Source organism: Arthrobacter endolithicus, assembly GCF_026627425.1.
GTDB lineage: Bacteria > Actinomycetota > Actinomycetes > Actinomycetales > Micrococcaceae > Arthrobacter_M.
Map to the genome: position 1 here is coordinate 154050 of NZ_JAPNLH010000008.1, position 21502 is coordinate 175551.

A 21502-nucleotide genomic window follows, 5' to 3' on the forward strand; every position below is an offset into this window, starting at 1 on the left:
TCCGCTGCGAAGGCGCTTCGCTGCTGGTCACAATGACACTCTCACTTTCATAAGGTAAGCGTTGACCGGTCTCTAGCCTAACCGTTAGGACGCACAAGTCCCCGGGGAAATCGCCGTCTCACGCACATGGTCTGTGCTAATCCGCGGCGTTTCCCGTCAATATCTGTAACTGACGTCCCCAAAACCGTGCGCACGCTAGCGTTTGGACACTTGGACCCGAACCACTGTTGTCGGCTCGTCCAAAATATCCGTTCCCGCCATAACTACGCTCGTCTTCACACCACCGAGTTTGCGGATGACCTTTGCCGCTTTAGCTAATTCCTCTTGCGCACTTCGACCCTTGATGGCCAATAACTCACCCTCGCCACCCAGCAAAGGAATAGTCAGGCCGGCGAGTGTATCCAGCGCCGACACGGCACGTGCGGTCACAACGTCACAGTCCACCCTGCCGATGGCCTGCTCAGCGCGGGCCCGCATGATCTCTACGTTCTCCAGATCCAAATCGATGACGACCTCTTCAAGCCACGCCACCCGTCGTTCCAGCGGCTCAATCAGGGTTACGTGGAGGTCCGGGCGGGCCAAAGCCAGGGTGAGACCCGGCAGCCCGGCGCCGCTGCCCACGTCCGCTACTCTGGCGCCGTCGGCTATTAATTCGGTGACAACCGCGCAGTTGAGCACATGTCTACCCCATAAACGCGGTACTTCGCGCGGACCGATCAATCCCCGTTCGATCCCAGATGTTGCGAGATGCTCAACAAACCGTTCCACTAATCCAAGGCGCACGCCGAAAATCTTCTCGGCTGCAACGCGTTCGTTACCGCTAGGTTCAACCACAAAGTCTCCTATTTTCCTGCAACTGTGCCGTACGCCGGAACAGGCTGCGCCCCATTCGGTTATTACTGGGCCGCGGAGACCACTATGTGGCGATCGGCCCCTTCACCCTCAGAGTCACTGAGACAACCAAGCTCAGCGATGGCATCGTGGACGATCTTGCGCTCGTAGGCCCCCATAGGAGGCAGGGAAACCTGTCCACCTTGCTTTTGTACCTGCTCGACGGCGTCCGCGGCAATTTTTGTCAGCTCCACGTTGCGTTCCTGCCGATAACCCGAAATATCCAATACCAACCGGGAACGACTCTCCGTCGCGGACAGCACCGAAAGGCGAGTGAGTTCCTGCAGCGCCTCCAAAACTTCGCCGGCATCACCGACCAAGGACTGTAGATTTGATCCAACCTCGTCCGAGACGATCGAAATATATGTCCGTCCGTTCCGAACCTCTATGTCAATATCACCATCGATATCGGCAATATCCATCAGTTCTTCAAGGTAATCCGCGGCAACCTCGCCCTCTTCTTCGAGACGGTTCACCGAGTCTCCGGTTGCCTCTTCCGAGACCACAACAGCGTCATCGGGGGCAAGCTCGGCGGGGCTGTCAGCAGTCATTATTTCTTCTTCCTGTTCTTGCGCTGCGGTTGCAACCGCTGTCCGGTGGGTTCAACTACCGCTTCAACAACCGGCTCGGGCTTCTTACTGGCGCTGAGCAGGGGAAGACCCTTCGCTGCCCGCCGCTGCTGGTATTCACGGTATGCCGGGGACCCCGGTGTCGGCATCTTGCGAATGACGAAGAACTGCTGGGCCATGGTCCACAGGTTCGTGGTGGTCCAGTAGATGAGTACACCAATGGGGAAGTTTATCCCGCCAACTCCGAAGACTAAAGGCAGTACATAAAGCATCATCTTTTGCTGCTTCATGAACGGGCTGGCCATGGCATCTTCGGACATATTCTTCGACATGATCTGCTTTTGCGTGATGAACTGCGACGCAGTCATGGCCAGAATCATGATGATAGACAAGATGACGACGGCGACATTGACATCACCGTTCTGAACCTGCGGAAGGAACGCTGAGGACAGCGGAGCACCGAAAATCTGCGCCTGATCAAACTGCTGAACCTGTTGGTGACTCAGCGCACCTATGCCTTCCTGAGTCTGGGTGGCAGCCTTGGAAACCCCGGAAAGTACCTGGAACAGGGAGAAGAAAAACGGCATCTGGATCAGCATCGGCAGACAGGCCGAAAATGGGTTGGTCCCATGTTCCTTATACAAGGCCATCTGCTCTTGGGCCATGGCCTGACGGGATAACTGATCGGTTTTGCCCTTGTATTTAGCCTGCAGCTTCTTCATATCCGGCTGCAGGGCCTGCATTCCCCGCTGAGCCTTGATCTGCTTCACGAAGACCGGAATGAGGGCCGCTCTAATGACCAGCACCAGACCGATAATGGACAGGGTCCAGGTCCAGCCCGAAGAGGACGGCAAGCCCATGGTGGTTAAGCCGTCGTGGAAGATCACCATGATCCACGACACCACCCATTTGAACGGCGCCAGGATCGTCCCGAAGAAATCAAACATTCTTTTTTATTCTCCTCAAGCCGCTTGGCGGCTTTCTGCATCAGACTGAATAGCTAGAAACTTGTCCGGGTGATTCAGTTGGATAATGTAAGGGACCGTTGCCGGGTCACTTCCATGGTCATGGCCGCCAGCAGGAACCGGATCCAACCCGCCGGAATTCCACGGGTGGCAACGAATGAGCCTTCTTCCTGCCAGCCAGCTGCCCTTGACTGCGCCGTGAACCACAAGCGCTTCCATGGCGTAGGCGGAACAGGAGGGGAAAAACCGGCAGACCGGCCCATAAAGCGGCGAAATCAGCCGACGATAGAGTGCCAAAGTCAGGATCAGGAGATTGCGCGGCAAATGCCAAAGGAAGCCTGCTACGGGCCGGAGTACGACAGCACAAAAGCTCCGCGTACGCCGGTGGCCTGCCGCAGCGGGGTGGCCAAAAAGGGAGTGAACAATATCTGTTGATGTCACGCCTGTCAGTCCCTTCCCTTGCCCTTTATCCACCGGCAGCCAGCCGGTCGAGCACCTTGCGGCACGCATTCTGGTAATCCTGCAATAACTGCGGCCATTGCGAGCCCGCCGAAGCGGGTAGCGCTCGGACCACAATATTGAGACCTTGTGGATGGGCGTGCACCGTAGCTGCCGCCGCTTCTCTCAGTCTCCTCTTAACGAGGTTCCGTGCAACAGCGTTCCCAACCGATTTTGCCACAATGAAACCGACCTTGGTCGGTTCATCGGGATCTGTAGAGGCTGCATATAACACTACGTTCCGGCGTCCATTGCGGACACCGGAACGTACAGTATTTGAGAAGTCGGCCGAGGCCCGCAGTCGGTTTCCGGTGGCAAGCACCGTTATGAAGGCTGCAAGTGGATCGGTTTCGACAAACATGAGCACACGGTGCTCGTTGAAACAGTGTCCGACAAAATAGTCAGGGGGTGTTGTTTAGGCCGACAGTTCGACGCGGCCCTTGCCGCGACGTGCCGAGAGAATGGCACGTCCCGCGCGGGTGCGCATACGAAGACGGAAGCCGTGCTTCTTGGCACGACGGCGATTATTCGGCTGAAAAGTCCGCTTGCTCACGTTGGGTTACTCCAAGACAATCTAAAGATGCGCCTTGCCCGTAGCAACAGGGGGAAGAACAGGCCGACGCGAAGAATCAGGTATCTACTGGCACCCGCATTGGGCACATGCCAATCAGCACATAGTAGACACAAAGGACTTCATCACGTTAGGTCATGCTGAGGTCCACAGTCAAACGGGCAGTCCTGGGTAACCCCGCGGCTCCTCCCGTTTGACTACGGTCCAGGCCGTGAAAGTGCGCCAAAACCTGCCTTTGGAGTACCTCGCTGTGACATTTATCCACAAGGACTTTCCCTGCTATCTTCTGCCGTTTTCATCCCCTAGGCTTGCCCAGTAGTTGGTTATCCACTGGCTGTGAATAACTCTGTGGATGACCGATCGGCAGTCGGTGACCCAGAAAACCAAGAGGATGTAATGAGCAGGCGTACGGATGAGCACTGAAGTGGATGAGCTGAACAATGAGCACTGACGAGATAAATGATGTCGGGAGTTCATGGCGCCGGGTCGTGCGGATCCTGGAACAAAATGACCATGTAACTCCGCGACAACGAGGCTTTGTTTTCCTCGCCCAGCCGTTGGGCCTGATCGGAACAACACTTTTGGTGGCTGTGCCCAACGAACTCACACGCGAGGTCCTCCAGACTCAGCTGAAGAAAGCCCTCGACGATGCCCTGCGTGAGGTCTTTTCCGCCGATATTCTGTGCGCATTCAGCATAAACGCCGATCTGATGCCTGTTCAGGAAAAGGAAGAGCCGCAGGAACCTGCCGTCATCCGGCGCGAGCCCGAGATGAAGCCCGCCCCAACCCTCCCGAGCACTTCGCAGGAGTTCGGGCGACTTAACCCCAAATACGTGTTCGACAGTTTCGTGATCGGGCAGTCAAATCGTTTTGCCCATGCTGCCGCCGTGGCCGTCGCCGAGGCGCCGGCCAAGGCTTACAACCCGCTATTCATCTATGGCGATTCTGGACTGGGGAAAACCCACCTCTTGCATGCCATCGGGCACTATGCCCGGCGTCTTTACACGGGTATCCGTGTTCGCTATGTGAATTCGGAAGAGTTCACCAATGACTTCATTAACTCGATCCGGGATGATGAAGGGGCCAGCTTTAAGCAGCTTTATCGCAACGTGGACATCCTTCTCATCGATGACATCCAGTTTCTGGCCAACAAGGACGCCACCCAGGAAGAGTTCTTCCACACCTTCAACGCCCTGCACAACCACAACAAGCAGGTCGTCATAACTTCGGATCTGCCGCCCAAACGGCTTTCGGGGTTTGAAGAACGAATGCGTTCGCGCTTCGAATGGGGCCTGCTTACGGACGTCCAACCACCTGAGTTGGAGACGCGCATCGCGATTTTGCGCAAGAAGGCCATCGGTGAGGGTCTGTCTGCTCCGGATGATGCCCTTGAATACATTGCATCCAAAATATCCACCAATATCCGCGAGCTCGAAGGCGCCCTGATCCGGGTGACCGCGTTTGCCAGCCTGAACCGGCAACCAGTGGATGTTGCCCTGGCCGAGATTGTGCTCAAGGATCTCATTACCGATGAGGGAGCACAGGAGATCACCGCCACCGCGATCCTGGGGCAAACTGCTGCCTACTTCAATTTGTCCTTGGAGGAGCTCTGCAGTAAATCCCGAACCCGGACATTGGTTACAGCACGCCAGATCGCGATGTATCTGTGCCGCGAACTGACTGACATGTCGCTTCCCAAAATTGGACAGGAACTCGGCGGTCGGGACCACACCACCGTCATTCACGCGGACAGAAAAATTCGTGAACTCATGGCCGAACGTCGGGCAATCTACAACCAGGTCACCGAGTTGACCAACAGAATCAAGCAACAACAGCGTGAAGGGTGAGCCAATCCTGGCCTGTGGACAGACTTGTGGATAACTTGGGGGATAACTCGGGTCAGTCGGGGTACAACTCCTATCCCCCCTGTGGATCCCCGAAAACACAAGGAAAGTTGTCCACCACCAATGCTGCACCAGTACCGATGGGTCCACATTCTTTGCACAGCCAAGTTCGCCGGACTGACGCAATTGGATGCGGTTATCCACAGTTTCCACAGGGGTTATTAACACTACGAATCCTAAAAAACTTGTTCTTCCAAACAACATTTACGTTCTCCCCCCAAAGCTGAGCACCCGCCCCGACCGGCCCCAATGACAATGTGATTCCCGGTATGGCAAGGCGCTAAGCTGACTGGAAGCATGTAGTTCGGTCAGAGTCTTCTCCCGCCAGTTCGGCGCAAATTTCCGACGATAATTTTCACCCCTGAAAGGCGGCACCCTTCCGTGAAGTTCCGAGTCGAACGGGATGTCCTGGCAGAAGCCGTAAGTTGGACGGCCCGGTCACTATCCCCGCGTCCTCCCGTGCCAGTACTCTCCGGGTTGCTGCTCCGAGCCGAGGCCGGCACCGTCAGTCTGGCCAGCTTCGATTACGAAATTTCCGCCAGGCTGGAAATACCTGCGGACATTGCCGAAGAGGGCACAATCCTGGTTTCCGGGCGTTTGCTTGCAGACATCTGCCGCAGCCTGCCGTCCGCCCCCGTGGATATTCAGACCGACGGATCAAAAGTCATCCTTAGCTGTCGCAGCAGCCGATTCAACCTTGCAACGATGCCCGTCGCCGATTATCCGGAATTGCCTCCCTTGCCGGACATCAGCGGCACCGTGTCCGGTGATGCCTTCGCGCAAGCCGTTTCCCAGGTCATCATCGCCGCCAGCAAGGATGACACCCTTCCCATCCTGACCGGTGTCAAGATGGAAATAGAAGATGATCTGATCACTTTGCTTGCCACGGACCGCTACCGGCTGGCCCTTCGCGAGGTGCATTGGCGACCCAATGTCCCGGGGCTCTCGGCCAGTGCCCTGGTCAAAGCAAAAACACTCAACGAAGTGGCAAAAACACTTGGCGGATCCGGGGATTTGAACATCGCTTTGTCCGCCAACAGTGAGCTCATTGGCTTTGAAAGTGGTGGCCGCCGCACCACCTCACTCCTGGTCGACGGAGAATATCCCAAAATCCGTTCGCTCTTTCCAGACAACACCCCGATTCATGCAACAGTTGAGACCAGCGCCCTCACCGAAGCCGTGCGCCGCGTATCTTTGGTTGCCGAACGCAACACTCCGGTGCGCTTGGCTTTTACTGACGGTCAGCTCAACCTTGATGCCGGTACCGGCGAGGATGCCCAAGCTTCGGAAGCCTTGGAGGCGGCCCTTGTCGGGGAAGAGATTACCGTTGCCTTCAATCCGCACTACCTTAGTGAGGGTCTGAACGCCTTCGACAGTAAATTTGTCAGGTTCTCATTTACCTCCGCTCCCAAACCAGCTATGATGACCGCCCAGGCAGAGCTTGAGGGCGAAAATCAGGATGACTATCGCTATTTGGTAATGCCCGTACGGCTTCCCAGCCAGTAAGAAGTCCACGCAAAAGCAGTCCGAAAGGGCGGCGCGCAGTTCCGTGAATCCTAGAAACACTTACCTCCAGAAAAGAGAAAAACCGTGAATATCGGTCTCATCGGTCTTGGAAAAATGGGCTTCAACATGCGGGCGCGCCTCCGCGATGCTGGTTTAGACGTCATCGGCTACGATCGCAATCCCGATGTATCCGATGTTCCGTCCCTCGCCGAACTGATTAAAGCGCTGCCGTCACCGAGGACCATCTGGGTTATGGTCCCCGCCGGGAAGATCACCGACGACGTCATCAGCGAGCTTGCAACACTGATGAATGACGGTGACCTCATCATTGACGGCGGCAATTCCCGATTTACCGAAGACCAAAAGCACGGCGCGGTGCTGGCTGAGAAGGGCATTGGATTTGTCGATTGTGGAGTTTCCGGTGGTGTATGGGGTCTTGCTAACGGCTACGGTTTAATGGCTGGCGGGGAGAAGGCCCATATTGAAGCTGCCATGCCGCTCTTTGATGCCTTGCGGCCGGCGGGAGATCGGGCTGAGAGTTTCGTCCATGTCGGGGAGATCGGAGCCGGTCACTATGCAAAAATGGTTCACAATGGCATCGAGTACGGGCTCATGCAGGCCTATGCCGAGGGCTATGAGCTGTTAATGGCGAAGGACATCATCAAGGACGTCCCGGGCACGTTTGCCGCGTGGCAAAAGGGAACCGTAGTGCGGTCCTGGTTGCTGGATCTTGTGGTTAAGGCGTTGGAGGAAGACCCGGCCTTGACCGCGATTGCCGGTTACGTTGATGATTCGGGGGAAGGACGGTGGACGGTGGAAGAGGCGATTGCCAGTGCAGTCCCTGCTCCGGCCATCACTGCCGCGCTGTTTGCCCGGTTCGCGTCCCGGCAGGAAGATTCACCTGCGATGAAGATGGTCTCCGCCCTGCGAAATCAATTTGGCGGACATGCAACAAAACCCTCTACTACAGCCTCATCCTGACGGTAGGAGCCCGAACCCGGCGTGTATCTGCAGCACCTTTCTCTGTCCGACTTCCGTAGTTATGCCCAAGTTGACCTGTCCTTGGAACCAGGCGTAACAGTTCTCGTAGGAGCAAACGGCCTCGGCAAAACCAACCTGGTGGAAGCAGTGGGATATCTTTCCACGCTGAGTTCCCACCGGGTCAGTTCTGATGGACCGCTCCTGCGCTTTGGCAGTGACAGGGCACTGGTGCGGGCCAGATTGGTGCGGGGTTCACAGACCGTCGGTCTCGAAGTTGAAATTAATCTCGGGAGGGCCAACCGGGCCCGCATTAACCGGGCCAATCCCGTCCGTGCCCGTGACATACTCGGCATTTGTCGAACGGTTCTTTTTGCTCCAGAGGACCTCTCCTTGGTCAAGGGAGATCCGGGAAGCAGGCGGCGCTTTCTCGATGAACTTCTCGTTGCCTTGCTCCCGCGCCACGCAGCTACCCGCAGTGACTATGAACGTGTCCTCAAGCAACGTAATGCGCTGCTGAAATCCGCACGCAGCCAAATGTATTCCCGGGCAGGTGTCAGCGAAACCCATCAGGCAACGCTTGACGTCTGGGATCAACACATGGCCACCGCCGGCGCCGCCCTACTGTCGGCCCGGCTCGAATTGCTGGAACGACTGAAACCACATCTGGCTGCCGCCTACGAACAGCTCACCGATGGATCTAAGGTGTTGAGTGCGCACTATCGCTCAAGTCTGGGACCGTCCACTGAAGGAGAGCCTGGTGAGTATCTCAACGAAACCTCTGCTGGAGAGCAGATCGGAAGAAAGCCCGGCGCCGAGGAACTGGAAGTGTTGGCCGCGATGTCCATACCGGAGCTAACGGAACGGTATCTGCATAGTTTTGTAGCGGCCCGCCGTCGGGAACTTGAACGCGGACTTTCCCTGGTCGGACCGCATCGGGACGAGCTTGAGCTTACGTTAGGTCAGGCACCGGCCCGTGGATATGCCTCGCACGGAGAGACCTGGTCCATAGCGCTGTCTTTGCGGCTGGCCTCGTATTACGTTCTGCTGGAGGACGCGCAGATCGAAGGGAATGCGCCAATCCTGATATTGGATGACGTTTTTGCGGAACTGGATGTCCAGCGGCGCAGCAAGCTGGCAGCCATCGTCTCCACCGCGGAGCAGGTTCTGGTGACGGCTGCGGTGGATGCAGATATTCCTGCAGAGCTGTCAGGGGCCCACATCCAAGTAATTCCCGGAGGGCTGGCACGGGATGAAGGCTGACGATCCGGACCAAGTCCATACACCAACCGAAGTAGATGCTGCCCAAGCCGCGTTGAATAGGATGAGGACAGCCGCGGCGCAGCGAGGGGAGATACGACTTGCACCGGGGCGACGGCCGGCTGAGAAACCAAAATCCAGACGGCGGACCTTTTTGGATGTCAAGGACTCGGGTCGTGATCCGTTGGGTTTAGGAAGTGTGGTCAGCCGACTGGTCAGTGAACGCGGCTGGTCATCGCCGGTCGCCGTAGGATCGGTGATGGCCCAGTGGAACACCTTAGTCGGCGCGGATATTTCCGCTCACTGCCAGCCGGAGAGTTTTAGCGGAACAACGCTGCAGGTTCGTTGTGATTCCACCAGCTGGGCCACTCAGCTGCGTCTGTTGAGTTTTTCTCTGCTGGCTCGGTTCGACACCGAGTTAGGTGCCGGTGTCGTGACAAAGATTCAGGTACTAGCTCCAGCGGCGCCGAATTGGCGAAAGGGCTACCGGACTGTTAAGGGCCGAGGGCCTCGGGATACTTACGGCTAGAAATACCTGTTAAGTCGTGTTTGGGCGGGCATGCGCGGGTGCAGTGAGGGCCAGACAGGACGGCGAAATCGCCTCCGGGTGTATATCCCCTCATCGGTATGGGTTAAATCGTCTCCTGTCCGGCATTTTTAGCCGCTCAGGCCCTATTCATGGCAGATTTGGGCCTCCAACAAGGTAGAATTAGATGAAAAGGGGACACCGGAGACTGTTGGTCCAGCACCACACAGGACGGTGCTCCTAGGGTTGCGTCTCCTGCAGCGATTGAAGCGCCGCAAAATGAGGCATTCGAACACCTGCAACCATGACGTTCCTGCGCTTGCCAACGAAGAATAGAGGGGTCGAACGCGCCTGTGACTACCAACAACCCGGAGAATCCGGACCATCTGAAAGACGCGGAGAACACAGCAACCGTTCCCGGTGGGATTCCTGCCGCAGCGCCATCCGATTCGCCGAATCACCATAGGAATCCTGCGCATCCGATGGAATATGGCGCCAGCGACATCACCGTTCTGGAGGGCCTGGAGGCCGTCCGCAAACGCCCTGGAATGTACATCGGATCTACCGGTCCCCGCGGTCTTCATCACTTGGTCTACGAAGTGGTGGACAATTCCGTTGATGAGGCACTGGCCGGCTACTGTGACCATATTGAAATAACGCTGCAAGCCGACGGCGGCGTCAAGGTAGTGGATAACGGCAGAGGCATTCCGGTCGATATTCACCCGACCGAAGGCAAACCGACGGTCGAGGTAGTGATGACCATATTGCATGCCGGTGGAAAATTTGGTGGCGGCGGTTATGCGGTGTCGGGTGGTTTGCATGGCGTAGGAATTTCCGTCGTCAATGCACTTTCCGCGCGCGTAGATACCGAGGTCCGGCGGCAAGGTCACGTATGGCGCATGACTTTTGTGGACGGTGGCAAGCCCAAGGGCAGCCTGGTGATGGGTGAGGCCACGGAAGATACCGGGACCAAGCAGACGTTCTACGCGGATCCAAGTATCTTTGAAAGCACTGTTTACGACTTTGAAACCCTGCGCGCCCGGTTCCAGCAGATGGCGTTTCTGAATAAGGGTCTGAGGATTACCCTAACTGACGAGCGGCAGGCCAGTACAACGGTCTCCGAGGACGAGGATCTTGATCTGGATTCACTCGGCAGCGGAAGCCAGGCCACTGCGGGCCCTCGTGAGGTGGTTTATCAATACAACGAGGGGCTCCTCGACTACGTAAAGTATTTGAATTCATCGAAAAAGGTTGATGTCATCCATGAGGACGTCATAGCTTTCGAGACCGAGGATACGAGCCGCAAGATGGCCGTTGAACTGGCGCTACAGTGGACAACGGCGTACTCCGAGAGTGTCCACACATATGCCAATACGATTAACACGCACGAAGGCGGCACCCACGAAGAGGGCTTCCGGGCAGCCATGACGTCACTGATCAACAGATATGCCCGGGACAAAAACATCATCAAGGAAAAGGATGAGAACCTTACCGGCGATGATATCCGCGAGGGTTTGACTGCGGTTATTTCCGTCAAACTTGCCGAGCCTCAGTTTGAGGGCCAAACGAAGACCAAGCTCGGAAATTCCGAGGTAAAGGGCTTTGTCCAGCGGGTAGTCACCGATGGTCTGGGCGATTGGCTGGAACGCAATCCCGGGCCCGCCCGGGATGTGATCCGCAAGTCCATCCAGGCTTCGCAGGCCCGGTTGGCCGCCCGGAAGGCCCGGGAGAGCACCCGACGCAAGGGTTTGCTGGAATCCGGTGGAATGCCCGGAAAACTTAAGGACTGCCAGTCCAAGGATCCGGCACTTTCGGAAATCTACATCGTCGAGGGAGATTCCGCTGGTGGTTCCGCCGTTCGCGGGCGTAATCCGACCACGCAGGCCGTGCTGCCGTTGCGCGGCAAGATTTTGAACGTTGAACGGGCACGGCTGGACCGCGCGCTGGGCAACGCCGAGGTGCAGGCGATGATTACTGCCTTCGGGGCCGGCATTGGGGAGGACTTTGACGTCCTCAAGGCCCGGTACCACAAGATCGTGCTGATGGCGGATGCCGACGTTGACGGGCAGCACATCACCACGCTGCTGTTGACGTTGTTGTTCCGCTACATGCGCCCGCTCATTGAAAACGGGTATGTATACCTCGCACAGCCCCCGCTGTACCGGATTAAGTGGAGCAACGCGGCGCACGATTACGTGTACAGCGACCGGGAACGTGATGTCGTCATGGCGCATGGTCTTGCTAACGGACGCCGCATTCCCAAGGACAACGGGATTCAGCGGTACAAGGGTCTCGGAGAGATGGACTATACCGAATTGTGGGATACCACCATGGACCCGGATCATCGCACGCTGCTGCAGGTGACCATGGAGGACGCTGCGGCCGCCGATCAGGTCTTCTCTGTTCTGATGGGCGAGGACGTGGAGTCCCGGCGCAATTTTATTCAGCAGAACGCCAAGGACGTCCGTTTCCTTGATATTTAGGGCCCTCACAGTGCCCAGCGAACATATTACTGATCCGACATATTTCTGGAACGGAATGCTTGAACTATGAGTGACGACGAAACCCCCGAGGTTCCTGTGGGCGCGGACGACATCATTGAAGGAGCCGTCCTGACGGACCGGGTGGAGCAGGTTGACCTGCAGACCGAGATGCAGCGGTCCTATCTGGACTACGCCATGGCTGTCATCGTCGGCCGGGCCTTGCCCGATGTCCGGGATGGACTGAAGCCGGTGCACCGCCGGGTCATCTACGCCATGTTCGACGGCGGTTACCGGCCCGAGCGCTCGTTCAACAAGTGTGCCCGCGTGGTGGGCGAGGTGATGGGTCAGTACCATCCGCATGGTGACATGTCCATCTACGATGCTTTAGTCCGGCTGATCCAGGATTGGACGATGCGCTACCCGCTGGCCCTCGGCCAGGGAAACTTTGGCTCGCCGGGCAATGACGGCGCCGCGGCACCGCGGTACACGGAAACTAAGATGGCTCCGCTCGCGATGGAAATGGTCCGCGACATTGACGAGGAAACCGTCGATTTCCAGGACAATTATGACGGCAAGAATCAGGAGCCGATGATTCTGCCGGCCCGGTTCCCCAACCTGCTGGTCAATGGATCCTCCGGCATCGCAGTCGGTATGGCCACGAATATCCCGCCGCATAATCTGCGGGAAGTAGCTGAGGGAGTGCAGTGGTATCTGGCCAATCCCGGTGCAAGCCGGGAAGAGCTGCTTGAAGCGCTGATCCTGCGGATCAAGGGCCCGGACTTTCCCACCGGTGCCCAGATTTTGGGTCATCAGGGTATCGAAGATGCTTACCGGACCGGCCGCGGCTCCATCACCATGCGTGCCGTCGTCAATGTCGAAGAGATCCAGGGGCGTACCTGCCTGGTCGTCACGGAGCTGCCGTTTCAGGCAAACCCGGATAATCTGGCGATCAAGATCGCCGAACTCGTCAAGGACGGCAAGATATCCGGCATTGCCGATCTCCGCGATGAAACCTCCGGGCGCACCGGCCAGCGCCTCGTCGTCGTGCTTAAGCGCGACGCCGTCGCCAAGGTTGTGCTCAACAACCTGTACAAGCACACCCAGCTGCAGGACAACTTTGGTGCGAACATGCTCGCCATTGTCGACGGCGTACCGCGCACGCTGAGCCTGGATGCCTTCATCCGGCACTGGGTAACCCACCAAATGGACGTCATCGCCCGGCGCACCCGCTATCGGCTGCGCAAGGCAGAGGAAGCAGCGCACATTCTGCGCGGCTATCTGAAAGCCCTCGATGCCCTTGACGAAGTCATTTCCCTGATCCGCCGTTCGCAGACCGTTGAGGATGCACGCAATGGACTCATGGGGCTGCTCGAGATCGATGAAGTGCAGGCGCAGGCCATCCTCAATATGCAGTTGCGCAGGCTGGCTGCCCTGGAACGGCAGAAAATCCAAGAAGACCACGACAAGCTCGAGGCCGAAATTGTGGAATATAACCGCATCCTGGCCTCCGAGGATGTGCAGCGCGGCATTGTCAGTACCGAGCTGAAGGAAATCGCGGACAAGTACGGCGATGACCGCCGCACGGACATTATGCTCGGCTACGACCCGAATATGAGCATGGAAGACCTGATTCCCGAGGAAGAGATGGTGGTAACCATCACCCGCGGCGGGTATGTCAAGCGAACCCGCAGCGATAATTACCGCTCACAGCACCGCGGCGGCAAGGGCATCAAAGGGGCTCAGCTGCGAGGCGACGACGTGGTGGAGCATTTCTTCGTCACAACCACGCATCATTGGCTGTTGTTCTTCACTAACCTTGGGCGCGTGTACCGAGCCAAGGCCTACGAACTTGTGGAAGCCGGCCGCGATGCCAAGGGCCAGCACGTAGCAAATCTGCTGGCCTTCCAGCCGGACGAAACGATCGCCCAGGTTTTGGATCTCCGTGACTATCAGCAGTCGCCGTATCTGGTGCTTGCCACCAAAGCCGGCCTTGTGAAGAAGACCCGGCTGGAGGACTATGACACCAACCGGTCCGCCGGCGTCATCGCGATCAACCTGCGCGATGGGGACGAGCTGGTGTCCGCGCAGCTGGTGTCCGAAACGGACGATCTGCAACTCGTTTCACGCAAGGGTCAGTCCATCCGCTTCACCGCGACTGACGAGGCGTTGCGTCCCATGGGGCGGGCAACTTCGGGGGTGACGGGGATGAAGTTCCGCGGCACCGACGAGCTGCTGGCGGCAAATGTCGTGACCGAGGATTCGTTTGTTTTCATCGTGACCGAAGGCGGCTACGCGAAACGAACCGCCGTCAGCGAATATCGTCTACAGGGCCGGGGCGGATTGGGAATCAAGGTCGCTAAACTGGCCGAAGACCGCGGAGATCTGGTGGGCGCCCTGATTGTCCGGGAGGATGATGAGGTATTGGTGGTGATGGGCGGAGGAAAAGTAGTCCGTTCCAACGTCAGTGAAGTGCCGGCTAAGGGTAGGGACACCATGGGTGTGGTTTTCGCTAAACCGGACAAGAATGATCGCATCATCGAAGTGGCGCGCAACAGTGAGCGCGGGCTCGACGTCGAGGATCCGGAGGATGATTCTCAGCCGGAGGCCGGCGCCGAATTGACGGTCGACGGCGGTCCGGAAACCTCCGGTGAAGGTGACACCGACGTTGTGGAGAGTACGGAAAGCCGTGATCATCCCACGGATGAAGTACCGTTAAAAGACGATAACGCTAGCAGTGGAGGTACCGATTGAGCACGAGTAACTCAAACCCCAGGCCGTCCGCAGGCCCACGGGTGAGTGCACCGGCGCGTCCGCCGCAGCGCCCCGGCACGTCGTCCGCCGCCCAAAGGCCGGCGACCAGCAGGCCCGCGCTCGTCAAGCCTGCGCCGAGGGCCAAGGCCCGCCGGGCGCGCCTGCTGGTCAGCAAGATTGATCCGTGGTCAGTGCTGAAAATGGCTTTCCTGCTGTCCGTCGCACTGGGAATCGTGACGGTCGTCGCCTCGATAGTGCTGTGGACAGTCCTGGATTTCACGGGCGTCTTCGAAAGGGTCAACTCGCTCATGACCGACATACAGGGCAGCGAAGGCGGAGGGTTTGATCTGAAGAAGGTTGCGTCGCTGGGTCAGGTGGCGTCCTTCGCAACGATCATTGCTGTGATCAACGTGGTACTGCTGACCGCGCTGTCGATGCTCGCTGCGGTGCTGTATAACATCTCGGCCACCCTTGTCGGCGGCCTCTCGGTGACACTCACGGACGATTGATTTGCCCGTTCGGCCGGTGCGGCGGTGGCGCCGGACCGGCCGATTTGGGCAGAACGTGAAGGTACTGTACAGTTTTATTTCGGCCCGCTAAGGGCCGTAAGGGCGCATAGCTCAGGCGGTTAGAGCGCTTCGCTGATAACGAAGAGGTCCCAGGTTCAAGTCCTGGTGCGCCCACGGAACCTGCCACAAAGGAGGTACTTGTGAAGAAGCTGCTGGTTATCGGAGCAGTTCTAGCAAGCGTTCTGGTGCTTCGGAAGAAGTGGCAGGAAGCCGAAGTCCAGAAAAAAACCTGGCACAGCGGGACGGACAACGTCTAGCTGGTCAGGTGCAGTGAGCATTTCCCTATGGGGGCATGGCGCAATTGGTAGCGCACCTGCTTTGCAAGCAGGGGGTTCGGGGTTCGAGTCCCCGTGCCTCCACCATAGGAAGCGTCCCGGTCAGCATTAGCTGGCCGGGGCGCTGTCTTTAAACCGTTTCGATCCGACGCAGGTCTTAGGGTTAGCATAGTGAACTTCTTCCTGGCCGCACTCGGCGTCATCGGCATCTCGGCCTCCGGACCCATCATGGCTGCTACGGCGGCACCAGCCCTGGCTATTGCCTTTTGGCGGAATGCTCTCGGGGCGCTCATTATGGGCGCACCGGCGCTGGCGACCCAGGGGAAACGGTTCCGCCAATTGGGTCCGGTCGAATATAAGTGGTCAGCCGTCGCCGCGCTGGCGCTGGCACTGCACTTTGCCTGCTTCATCTCCGCCCTGAAGTTGACCAGCGTGGCGGCCGCCACGGCGTTGGTGTGTCTGCAGGCGGCCTGGATTGCGTTGTTCCAGCGTTTCCGCGGCCACCGCCCAGTCCCCGCTGTGCTTGTCGGTCTTATGGCGGCGCTTGCCGGGGTGCTTGTCATCTCCGGGTTTGATCTGACTACCTCTCCGGAGGCCATTACCGGGGATGTTTTGGCGCTGGCCGGGGGTGCGCTGGCCGGGCTTTACACGATGGCAGGGGGTCAGGCACGGCGCAGCATGTCCACCGGGACCTACACCACTCTCTGCTACGGAGGCAGTGCTGTCCTGCTGGTATTCATGTTGCTGGCCCTTAAAGTGCCGTTCGGGGGATTTCCCCCCGCAGCCTGGCTGGGGATCCTTGCAGTGACCTTGGTCGCCCAGATTATGGGCCACACGATCTTCAACCATCTACTGGCGACCATCAGCCCACTCGTCGTCTCGATGATTATTCTGCTGGAAATCCCCGGCGCCGCCGTCCTGGCAGCAGTTTTCCTGGGTGAGAAACTGCCCGGTGGTACGTATCTGGGTCTGGCACTGATCCTGGCAGGACTTGCCGTAGTGGTTTTGGGGCAGGGGCGCTCCGGTGTGAAGGCAGCCGTCACGTTGGGGCAGTAACGCTTCTTAATTGTTCTGACGAGCCATCTGACGAACTCCGGCAAGGTGCATGGCGCGCAATGCTTTGGCGGGAAAATAAACCAACAGCAGCAGGACCATGGGTGCTTTGAGTGCAATATTGCGCACATTATGCGCCGCGTAGGTTCGTCCGAAGCGGGCAAGGTAGTGGCAGTAGGCTTTCGGTGGGTTTTCAAGTCGCCGGGCGGACGTGCCGCTGACCATGTTCGGAACGTACGCGATTGCCAGCGAATGCTCCGCCAGATGCAGGGAAAGATCAATGTCTTCATGCATTTGATCCTCCGGGTCGCGGCAGGTTTCGGTCCTGATCTGTTCCCAGGCCGCGCGGCGTAAGGCCATATTGGATCCGTAGAGGAAGTTGTGGCGGTGCCCGGCAAGCCGGAGCAGCCACTGCCGTATCGTGTCATCGGCCCGGAGGCCGAAGCGCCGAAGAGGCATGTCGTAATAGAGCACCGGTCCCGTCGCTGCGCAGACGGCCGGATCCGCAAAGGCCCTCCGGACCTGCTCCACCCAATCGGGCTCGAGCAGCGAATCCGCGTCGATCCGACCCAGAATATCCGAAGTTGCCCGGTCCAGGCCGTAATTCCGGGTGGGGATTAAGCCCTGTTCCTGGTCCTGATGCATCAGCAGGAGACAACTTTCCGGGTATTCCTGCTGTAGCTGCTGCACTATGGCGCAGGTGCGGTCCGTGGACTTATTATCGACGACGATAATCTGGTCCGCTGGAGACGACTGGTTGATCGCGGCCGTCACACACCGACGGATTACGGCTTCCTCATTGAAGGCAGGGATCACGAGGGAAACACTGCTCGCCGCCGTGTTGGCCGAAGGCGGAACGGCGGGACCTTGTGCAGTTCTGGACAAATACATCACGCTAAATCCAGCATCGCAGACAAAGCTGGAGGGGCCCGGTAGGGGCCCCTCCAGCGTAGGTTTTTACCACTAGTTCAGCTACTGATCGGTTGACTTATCTCCGGTGTTTTCGATCTTGGATGCGATGTTGTTTAATGCCGTCTTCGCATCCTTGGCCACATGCTTGCTGGCTGCGGGTGCTTCGTCGGCGGCCTTGACGGCATCGTGGGCGGCGTCGTCGGCCGTCTTTCCGGCCTTGTCCTTGACATCGGCCGCGGCGTCCTTAGCATCCGCCGCTTTGTCCTTGGTAGCTGCTGCGACGTCTTTGAGCTTGTCGGTGACCTCGTCCTTATTTTCGGTCACCTTGGCTGCTGTGGTGGATGGGACAGAGTCGGACGTGGCGGACTGCTGGGACGGGCCCACCGGCGCCGGAGTTTTCCACGGATCCTCTACTGGGCGTGAGGCCTTCCACGCGGCGGCACCGGCGGCAACAGCGGCTGTAACCACGCCAACGATAAGCCAACCCTTGTGGCCGCCTTTCTGCTGGCTGCGCAGCTGCGCGGCGGCGTTTTTCGATGCCTTGGCGGCGGTCTTCTGCGCCTTGGCAATCGTTTTTTTGTCGCCAGTAAGCTTCGCTACCACCACATTGACCTGTTCCGGCGTTTTGGCGTTCTCCAGCGCCTTTCCGACCGCCTGGGCTGCATCACCTAGCTTGCCGGAGAGCAGCGGCAGGTAATCGCCGACTACCCTGTCCTTGGCTGTTGAGATTGCAGGCGCCGCTTTGTCCAGAGCTTCCTGGATTCGCGGGGTGGCAACGTCAACGGCATCGGAAATCTTCGGGGCGAGCTTGTCCAGACCGCTCTGGATGCGCGGCGTGACGTTCGCTACGCCCTCGGCCGTGAGGTTGGCGGCCTTGCGTAACCCGTCCTGGACCATGGGGGAGGCGGTTTCAAAGCCCTTCTCCAGCCTGGGGACGGCCCACTTCAAAGCGGCCTCCACCTGCGGGGCAGCCCAGTCCCTGGCATTTTCCACGTGCGGTGCTGCCCAATCGCGGGCAGTTTCCACGCCCTTGGTCAGCGTGCCCTCCAGATCGTGGGTACTACGGTCCGCTTTCTTCACAACTACCTCCCGGATCATTTGACAGTTCATTGTTCAGCCTACGTCTTTATTCAGCCTACGTTGCTCGGCCGGTTCCGGCTATTCACCGACTAATAGTTCTCCGGAGAGGTTCACTGAACGCTGAACACCGCCGAATGCCCGGTAATCTTCCGCTCCGACGTGGCACAATGGCGCCATGACTGCTATTCCAACCGCAAAAGCGACCATACACACCAATCACGGCGACATCCTGGTTAACCTCTTTGGCAACCATGCACCGAAGACCGTCAAGAACTTTGTCGGCCTGGCCACCGGAGAGATCACTTGGAAGCACCCGGCAACCGGCGCAGACAGCAATGCCCCGCTCTATGACGGAACCATCTTCCACCGCATCATCAAGGATTTTATGATCCAGGCGGGCGACCCCTTAGGACGCGGAACGGGAGGCCCCGGCTACCAGTTCGGCGACGAGATCCACTCGGACCTGAACTTCAATGAGCCGTACAAGCTGGCGATGGCGAACGCAGGTCCGGGCACGAACGGGTCCCAGTTCTTCATCACCACCATCCCCACCGGGTGGCTCCAGGGCAAACACACCATTTTCGGTGAGGTCCTGGATGCCGATTCCAAGGCTGTTGTCGACGCCATCGAGGGCGTCTCCACAGGTCCCGGAGACAAGCCGCGCGAAGATGTTGTCATCAACAGCATTACCGTGGAGCAGCTCTAGTCGTAACCCCCAATGGTCGAGGCCGTCCGAGCCGGCGGCAAGACCAGGAAATGATGAGATGATGTACCCGATTCCGGCGGCCGGCACTTCGGCGGCTCCCGTTTGCCCCCGACACCCTGACCGCGTTTCCTACGTGCTTTGTCAGCGGTGTGGGCGTCCGGTGTGCCCGCAATGCCAGCGTAGTGCCGCCGTCGGGATTCAGTGCGTTGACTGTGTCCAGACGGCGGCGCGCACAGTGCCCGTGAACCGAACCGTCTACGGCGGGAAGGCTCGCACCGGCCGGCCGCTGGCCACTTATGTGATTATGGCACTGTGCGTATTGATCTATGTGCTTGAATGGCTGCCCGGACTGAACGTCGAACAAGCGGGCTGGTATGCGCCCGTCTATACCGAAACGCAGCCCTGGCGGATGTTGACCTCGGCCTTTTTGCACTCGCAGCAGTTCCTGCCACACATCTTGTTTAACATGTATGCATTGTGGATTCTGGGCCGCGCGCTCGAGCCCGCGCTGGGGCGCCTGCGCTTTGTTGCCCTGTATGTTGTCTCCGCGTTGGCCGGGTCGGTGGGAGTGCTGCTGCTGGCCCCGGTTGACGGACCGGTCCTGGGCGCCTCGGGAGCCATCTTCGGTCTTTTCGGAGCGCTCTTCGTGATCCAACGCCAACGCGGCGGGGACGTGCGGCAGATCGTCGTCCTGATCATCATAAACGCAGCCCTGGGATTTATCGTCTCCGGTATCGCTTGGCAGGCACACTTGGGCGGCCTCATTGCCGGCGGCATCGCGGCGGCTCTGTTCGCCCATGCGCCCAAAGGACCACGACGGAACGTGATCCAGTTCGGTGGTCTAGGGGTACTGGTCCTGATACTGATTGTGCTGACAGTTACCAGGACGGCCGCGATCCATAGCCTGGCGATCCAGTACCAGCTCTAAGGGTCCCGGCTCCACGACCCCCTCAGCTCTGCAGCCGATGGTAGGCAGCACCAAAGTGGACCAATGGATCCATCCCTTCCGCGCCGGTCGCGAGACTGCCCATGGACAAGACCTCCCCCACAACCAGGATATGAGTGGCCGCGGCGTGCACGGCGGTGCTGCTTAATTCAAAGTAAGCCAGTGCTCCGTCGACGACGGCGGCACCGGTTTCGGTGCCGCGACGGCAGGGAATCTGTGCCAGCAGACCCTCCACGGGAGTCCCCGGGCTCGCGAGCCAATCCGCCGTACTCCTGTGCCGGCTACCCAACACACTCAGAGCCCATGTACCCGAAGCCGCGACGGCTTCGGCGATGCGGGATTCTGCATAGAGGCTCACCAGCATGGTCGGCGGATCGTAGGAGACGGACAGAAACCCGCTCACCGTGGCGGCGTAGTCGCGGCCCCGCAGTAATGTGCTCACGACAGCTACGCCGGCAGCAACATCGGCGCTGTACCGGCGATAGAGCGAAATATCGTCCTCGGTCGGTCCGGGGTGGGTTAGAACGTGGCTCGGCAAGGCGGCAGCGCTTTCCATGACTTGATACTGCCACGCCCTAGGTTCAGTTATCCACAGCAATCTCCACAGGTGGGCATAAGTTACACGCCTGTAGTTCGAATCCGACGACAGCGTGGGTTATCCACTTATCCACAGCGATATCCACAATGGGTATAACTTACACACATGGGATTCACAGCTGTGGAAGACACTCTGGGCCGGAATAACACAGAAATCCACAGCCGCCCCGGTGTTACTTGTCCACGTCTGTGGATAAGTATGTCAACATGCTGGGGACAATTCCGTGGCGGCGGCGTGTTCGAAAACGACGGAAACTCCACAGTGTGCTGTGCATAACCCCGGAGGACGGTGCGGGCGCATTCACCAAGCCCCGACGACTGGCGGAACGCGCCCCCCGTGGTGCCTCATGTCAATATGCTCGCCAAATGATTCCTGCGTGCCTCATCTAATGTGCTCGCGAAAGTGTCATGCTGCGTGGGGTGCTTGGGAGTAGGTCTTGGCTGCGGCGAGCCGGATGAGTT

The 21502-nt window shown here is 58.6% G+C and carries 21 protein-coding genes and 2 tRNA genes; 14 read left to right on the plus strand and 9 right to left on the minus strand.

Translation table 11 applies throughout. From position 1 onward, the window contains the following. Positions 1-195: 195 nt before the first annotated feature. From rsmG to rpmH, 6 genes are all read right to left on the minus strand, one after another. Positions 196-834, minus strand: coding sequence for a 16S rRNA (guanine(527)-N(7))-methyltransferase RsmG (gene rsmG, locus OS914_RS09370; protein ID WP_267545787.1), 639 nt, complete (start codon positions 832-834; stop codon positions 196-198). 62 nt (positions 835-896) lie between these two features. Beyond that, complete coding sequence (locus OS914_RS09375; protein WP_267545788.1) at positions 897-1442, minus strand: Jag family protein; 546 nt, start codon at positions 1440-1442, stop codon at positions 897-899. Beyond that, positions 1442-2407, minus strand: a complete 966-nt coding sequence (yidC, locus tag OS914_RS09380; protein ID WP_267545789.1) for a membrane protein insertase YidC — start codon at positions 2405-2407, stop codon at positions 1442-1444. Before yidC ends, OS914_RS09375 begins: the two co-directional genes overlap by 1 nt. A 15-nt stretch (positions 2408-2422) precedes the next feature. Beyond that, positions 2423-2749 carry a membrane protein insertion efficiency factor YidD gene (gene yidD, locus OS914_RS09385; RefSeq protein ID WP_267545817.1) on the minus strand — a complete coding sequence of 109 codons (327 nt, stop codon included), beginning with the start codon at positions 2747-2749 and terminating at the stop codon, positions 2423-2425. Between the two features lie 142 nt (positions 2750-2891). Further along, the gene (gene rnpA / locus OS914_RS09390) at positions 2892-3284 is read right to left on the minus strand and encodes a ribonuclease P protein component (RefSeq protein WP_420713913.1); all 393 of its coding nucleotides are present in this window, start codon (positions 3282-3284) and stop codon (positions 2892-2894) included. A gap of 54 nt (positions 3285-3338) precedes the next feature. Beyond that, positions 3339-3476, minus strand: coding sequence for a 50S ribosomal protein L34 (gene rpmH / locus OS914_RS09395; RefSeq protein WP_267545790.1), 138 nt, complete (start codon positions 3474-3476; stop codon positions 3339-3341). 458 nt (positions 3477-3934) lie between these two features. On the opposite strand from rpmH, the gene dnaA reads away from it, so the two are divergent. The 12 genes from dnaA to OS914_RS09455 all read left to right on the plus strand — a co-directional run bounded on the left by dnaA (position 3935) and on the right by OS914_RS09455 (position 16802). Then, entirely contained in the window at positions 3935-5341 is a 1407-nt protein-coding gene (gene dnaA, locus OS914_RS09400; RefSeq protein WP_267545791.1) for a chromosomal replication initiator protein DnaA, read from the plus strand. A gap of 438 nt (positions 5342-5779) precedes the next feature. Then, entirely contained in the window at positions 5780-6904 is a 1125-nt protein-coding gene (dnaN, locus tag OS914_RS09405; protein WP_267545792.1) for a DNA polymerase III subunit beta, read from the plus strand. 84 nt (positions 6905-6988) lie between these two features. After that, positions 6989-7885 carry a phosphogluconate dehydrogenase (NAD(+)-dependent, decarboxylating) gene (gnd, locus tag OS914_RS09410; protein WP_267545793.1) on the plus strand — a complete coding sequence of 299 codons (897 nt, stop codon included), beginning with the start codon at positions 6989-6991 and terminating at the stop codon, positions 7883-7885. Positions 7886-7906: 21 nt separating this feature from the next. After that, on the plus strand, positions 7907-9145 hold the full coding sequence (gene recF, locus OS914_RS09415) for a DNA replication/repair protein RecF (protein ID WP_267545794.1): 1239 nt from the start codon (positions 7907-7909) through the stop codon (positions 9143-9145). Then, positions 9135-9671 (plus strand): DciA family protein, encoded by a 537-nt coding sequence (locus tag OS914_RS09420; protein WP_267545795.1) that lies wholly within the window; start codon positions 9135-9137, stop codon positions 9669-9671. The genes recF and OS914_RS09420 overlap by 11 nt, the downstream gene beginning before the upstream one ends. Positions 9672-10150: 479 nt before the next feature. Continuing rightward, a complete protein-coding gene (gyrB, locus tag OS914_RS09425) occupies positions 10151-12151 on the plus strand; it encodes a DNA topoisomerase (ATP-hydrolyzing) subunit B (protein WP_267545819.1) in 2001 nt (666 codons plus the stop codon). 66 nt (positions 12152-12217) lie between these two features. Then, positions 12218-14902, plus strand: a complete 2685-nt coding sequence (gyrA, locus tag OS914_RS09430) for a DNA gyrase subunit A (RefSeq protein ID WP_267545796.1) — start codon at positions 12218-12220, stop codon at positions 14900-14902. After that, a complete protein-coding gene (locus OS914_RS09435) occupies positions 14899-15411 on the plus strand; it encodes a DUF3566 domain-containing protein (protein ID WP_267545797.1) in 513 nt (170 codons plus the stop codon). Before gyrA ends, OS914_RS09435 begins: the two co-directional genes overlap by 4 nt. 100 nt (positions 15412-15511) lie before the next feature. Then, positions 15512-15585, plus strand: a tRNA-Ile gene (locus tag OS914_RS09440). A 26-nt stretch (positions 15586-15611) separates the two neighbouring features. Beyond that, entirely contained in the window at positions 15612-15728 is a 117-nt protein-coding gene (locus tag OS914_RS09445) for a DLW-39 family protein (protein ID WP_267545798.1), read from the plus strand. A 29-nt stretch (positions 15729-15757) separates the two neighbouring features. Further along, positions 15758-15833: transfer RNA gene (locus tag OS914_RS09450), tRNA-Ala, on the plus strand. Positions 15834-15917: 84 nt separating this feature from the next. Continuing rightward, positions 15918-16802: a DMT family transporter gene (locus OS914_RS09455; protein WP_267545799.1), complete on the plus strand. Its 885-nt coding sequence runs from the start codon at positions 15918-15920 to the stop codon at positions 16800-16802. A gap of 6 nt (positions 16803-16808) precedes the next feature. Here OS914_RS09455 and OS914_RS09460 read toward each other — a convergent pair whose 3' ends face one another. After that, the gene (locus tag OS914_RS09460) at positions 16809-17684 is read right to left on the minus strand and encodes a glycosyltransferase family 2 protein (RefSeq protein ID WP_267545800.1); all 876 of its coding nucleotides are present in this window, start codon (positions 17682-17684) and stop codon (positions 16809-16811) included. An 87-nt stretch (positions 17685-17771) separates the two neighbouring features. After that, positions 17772-18809 (minus strand): hypothetical protein, encoded by a 1038-nt coding sequence (locus OS914_RS09465; protein WP_267545801.1) that lies wholly within the window; start codon positions 18807-18809, stop codon positions 17772-17774. Positions 18810-18966: 157 nt separating this feature from the next. Between OS914_RS09465 and OS914_RS09470 the strand changes: the two genes are divergently transcribed. Further along, entirely contained in the window at positions 18967-19497 is a 531-nt protein-coding gene (locus OS914_RS09470; protein WP_267545802.1) for a peptidylprolyl isomerase, read from the plus strand. 241 nt (positions 19498-19738) lie between these two features. Then, positions 19739-20425: a rhomboid family intramembrane serine protease gene (locus OS914_RS09475; RefSeq protein WP_324290644.1), complete on the plus strand. Its 687-nt coding sequence runs from the start codon at positions 19739-19741 to the stop codon at positions 20423-20425. 22 nt (positions 20426-20447) lie between these two features. Here OS914_RS09475 and OS914_RS09480 read toward each other — a convergent pair whose 3' ends face one another. Continuing rightward, positions 20448-20999, minus strand: coding sequence for a flavin reductase family protein (locus tag OS914_RS09480; protein WP_267545804.1), 552 nt, complete (start codon positions 20997-20999; stop codon positions 20448-20450). Between the last annotated feature and the right edge of the window lie 503 nt (positions 21000-21502).

What these genes read in the sequence shown, in the direction of transcription:
- OS914_RS09375 (WP_267545788.1), bottom strand. Translation starts at nt 1,442, where the DNA reads ATGACTGCTGACAGCCCCGCCGAGCTTGCCCCCGATGACGCTGTTGTG.
- yidC (WP_267545789.1), bottom strand. Translation starts at nt 2,407, where the DNA reads ATGTTTGATTTCTTCGGGACGATCCTGGCGCCGTTCAAATGGGTGGTG.
- rnpA (WP_420713913.1), bottom strand. Translation starts at nt 3,284, where the DNA reads ATGTTTGTCGAAACCGATCCACTTGCAGCCTTCATAACGGTGCTTGCC.
- dnaA (WP_267545791.1), top strand. Translation starts at nt 3,935, where the DNA reads ATGAGCACTGACGAGATAAATGATGTCGGGAGTTCATGGCGCCGGGTC.
- OS914_RS09420 (WP_267545795.1), top strand. Translation starts at nt 9,135, where the DNA reads ATGAAGGCTGACGATCCGGACCAAGTCCATACACCAACCGAAGTAGAT.
- gyrB (WP_267545819.1), top strand. Translation starts at nt 10,151, where the DNA reads ATGGAATATGGCGCCAGCGACATCACCGTTCTGGAGGGCCTGGAGGCC.
- gyrA (WP_267545796.1), top strand. Translation starts at nt 12,218, where the DNA reads ATGAGTGACGACGAAACCCCCGAGGTTCCTGTGGGCGCGGACGACATC.
- OS914_RS09465 (WP_267545801.1), bottom strand. Translation starts at nt 18,809, where the DNA reads ATGATCCGGGAGGTAGTTGTGAAGAAAGCGGACCGTAGTACCCACGAT.
- OS914_RS09470 (WP_267545802.1), top strand. Translation starts at nt 18,967, where the DNA reads ATGACTGCTATTCCAACCGCAAAAGCGACCATACACACCAATCACGGC.
- OS914_RS09480 (WP_267545804.1), bottom strand. Translation starts at nt 20,999, where the DNA reads ATGGAAAGCGCTGCCGCCTTGCCGAGCCACGTTCTAACCCACCCCGGA.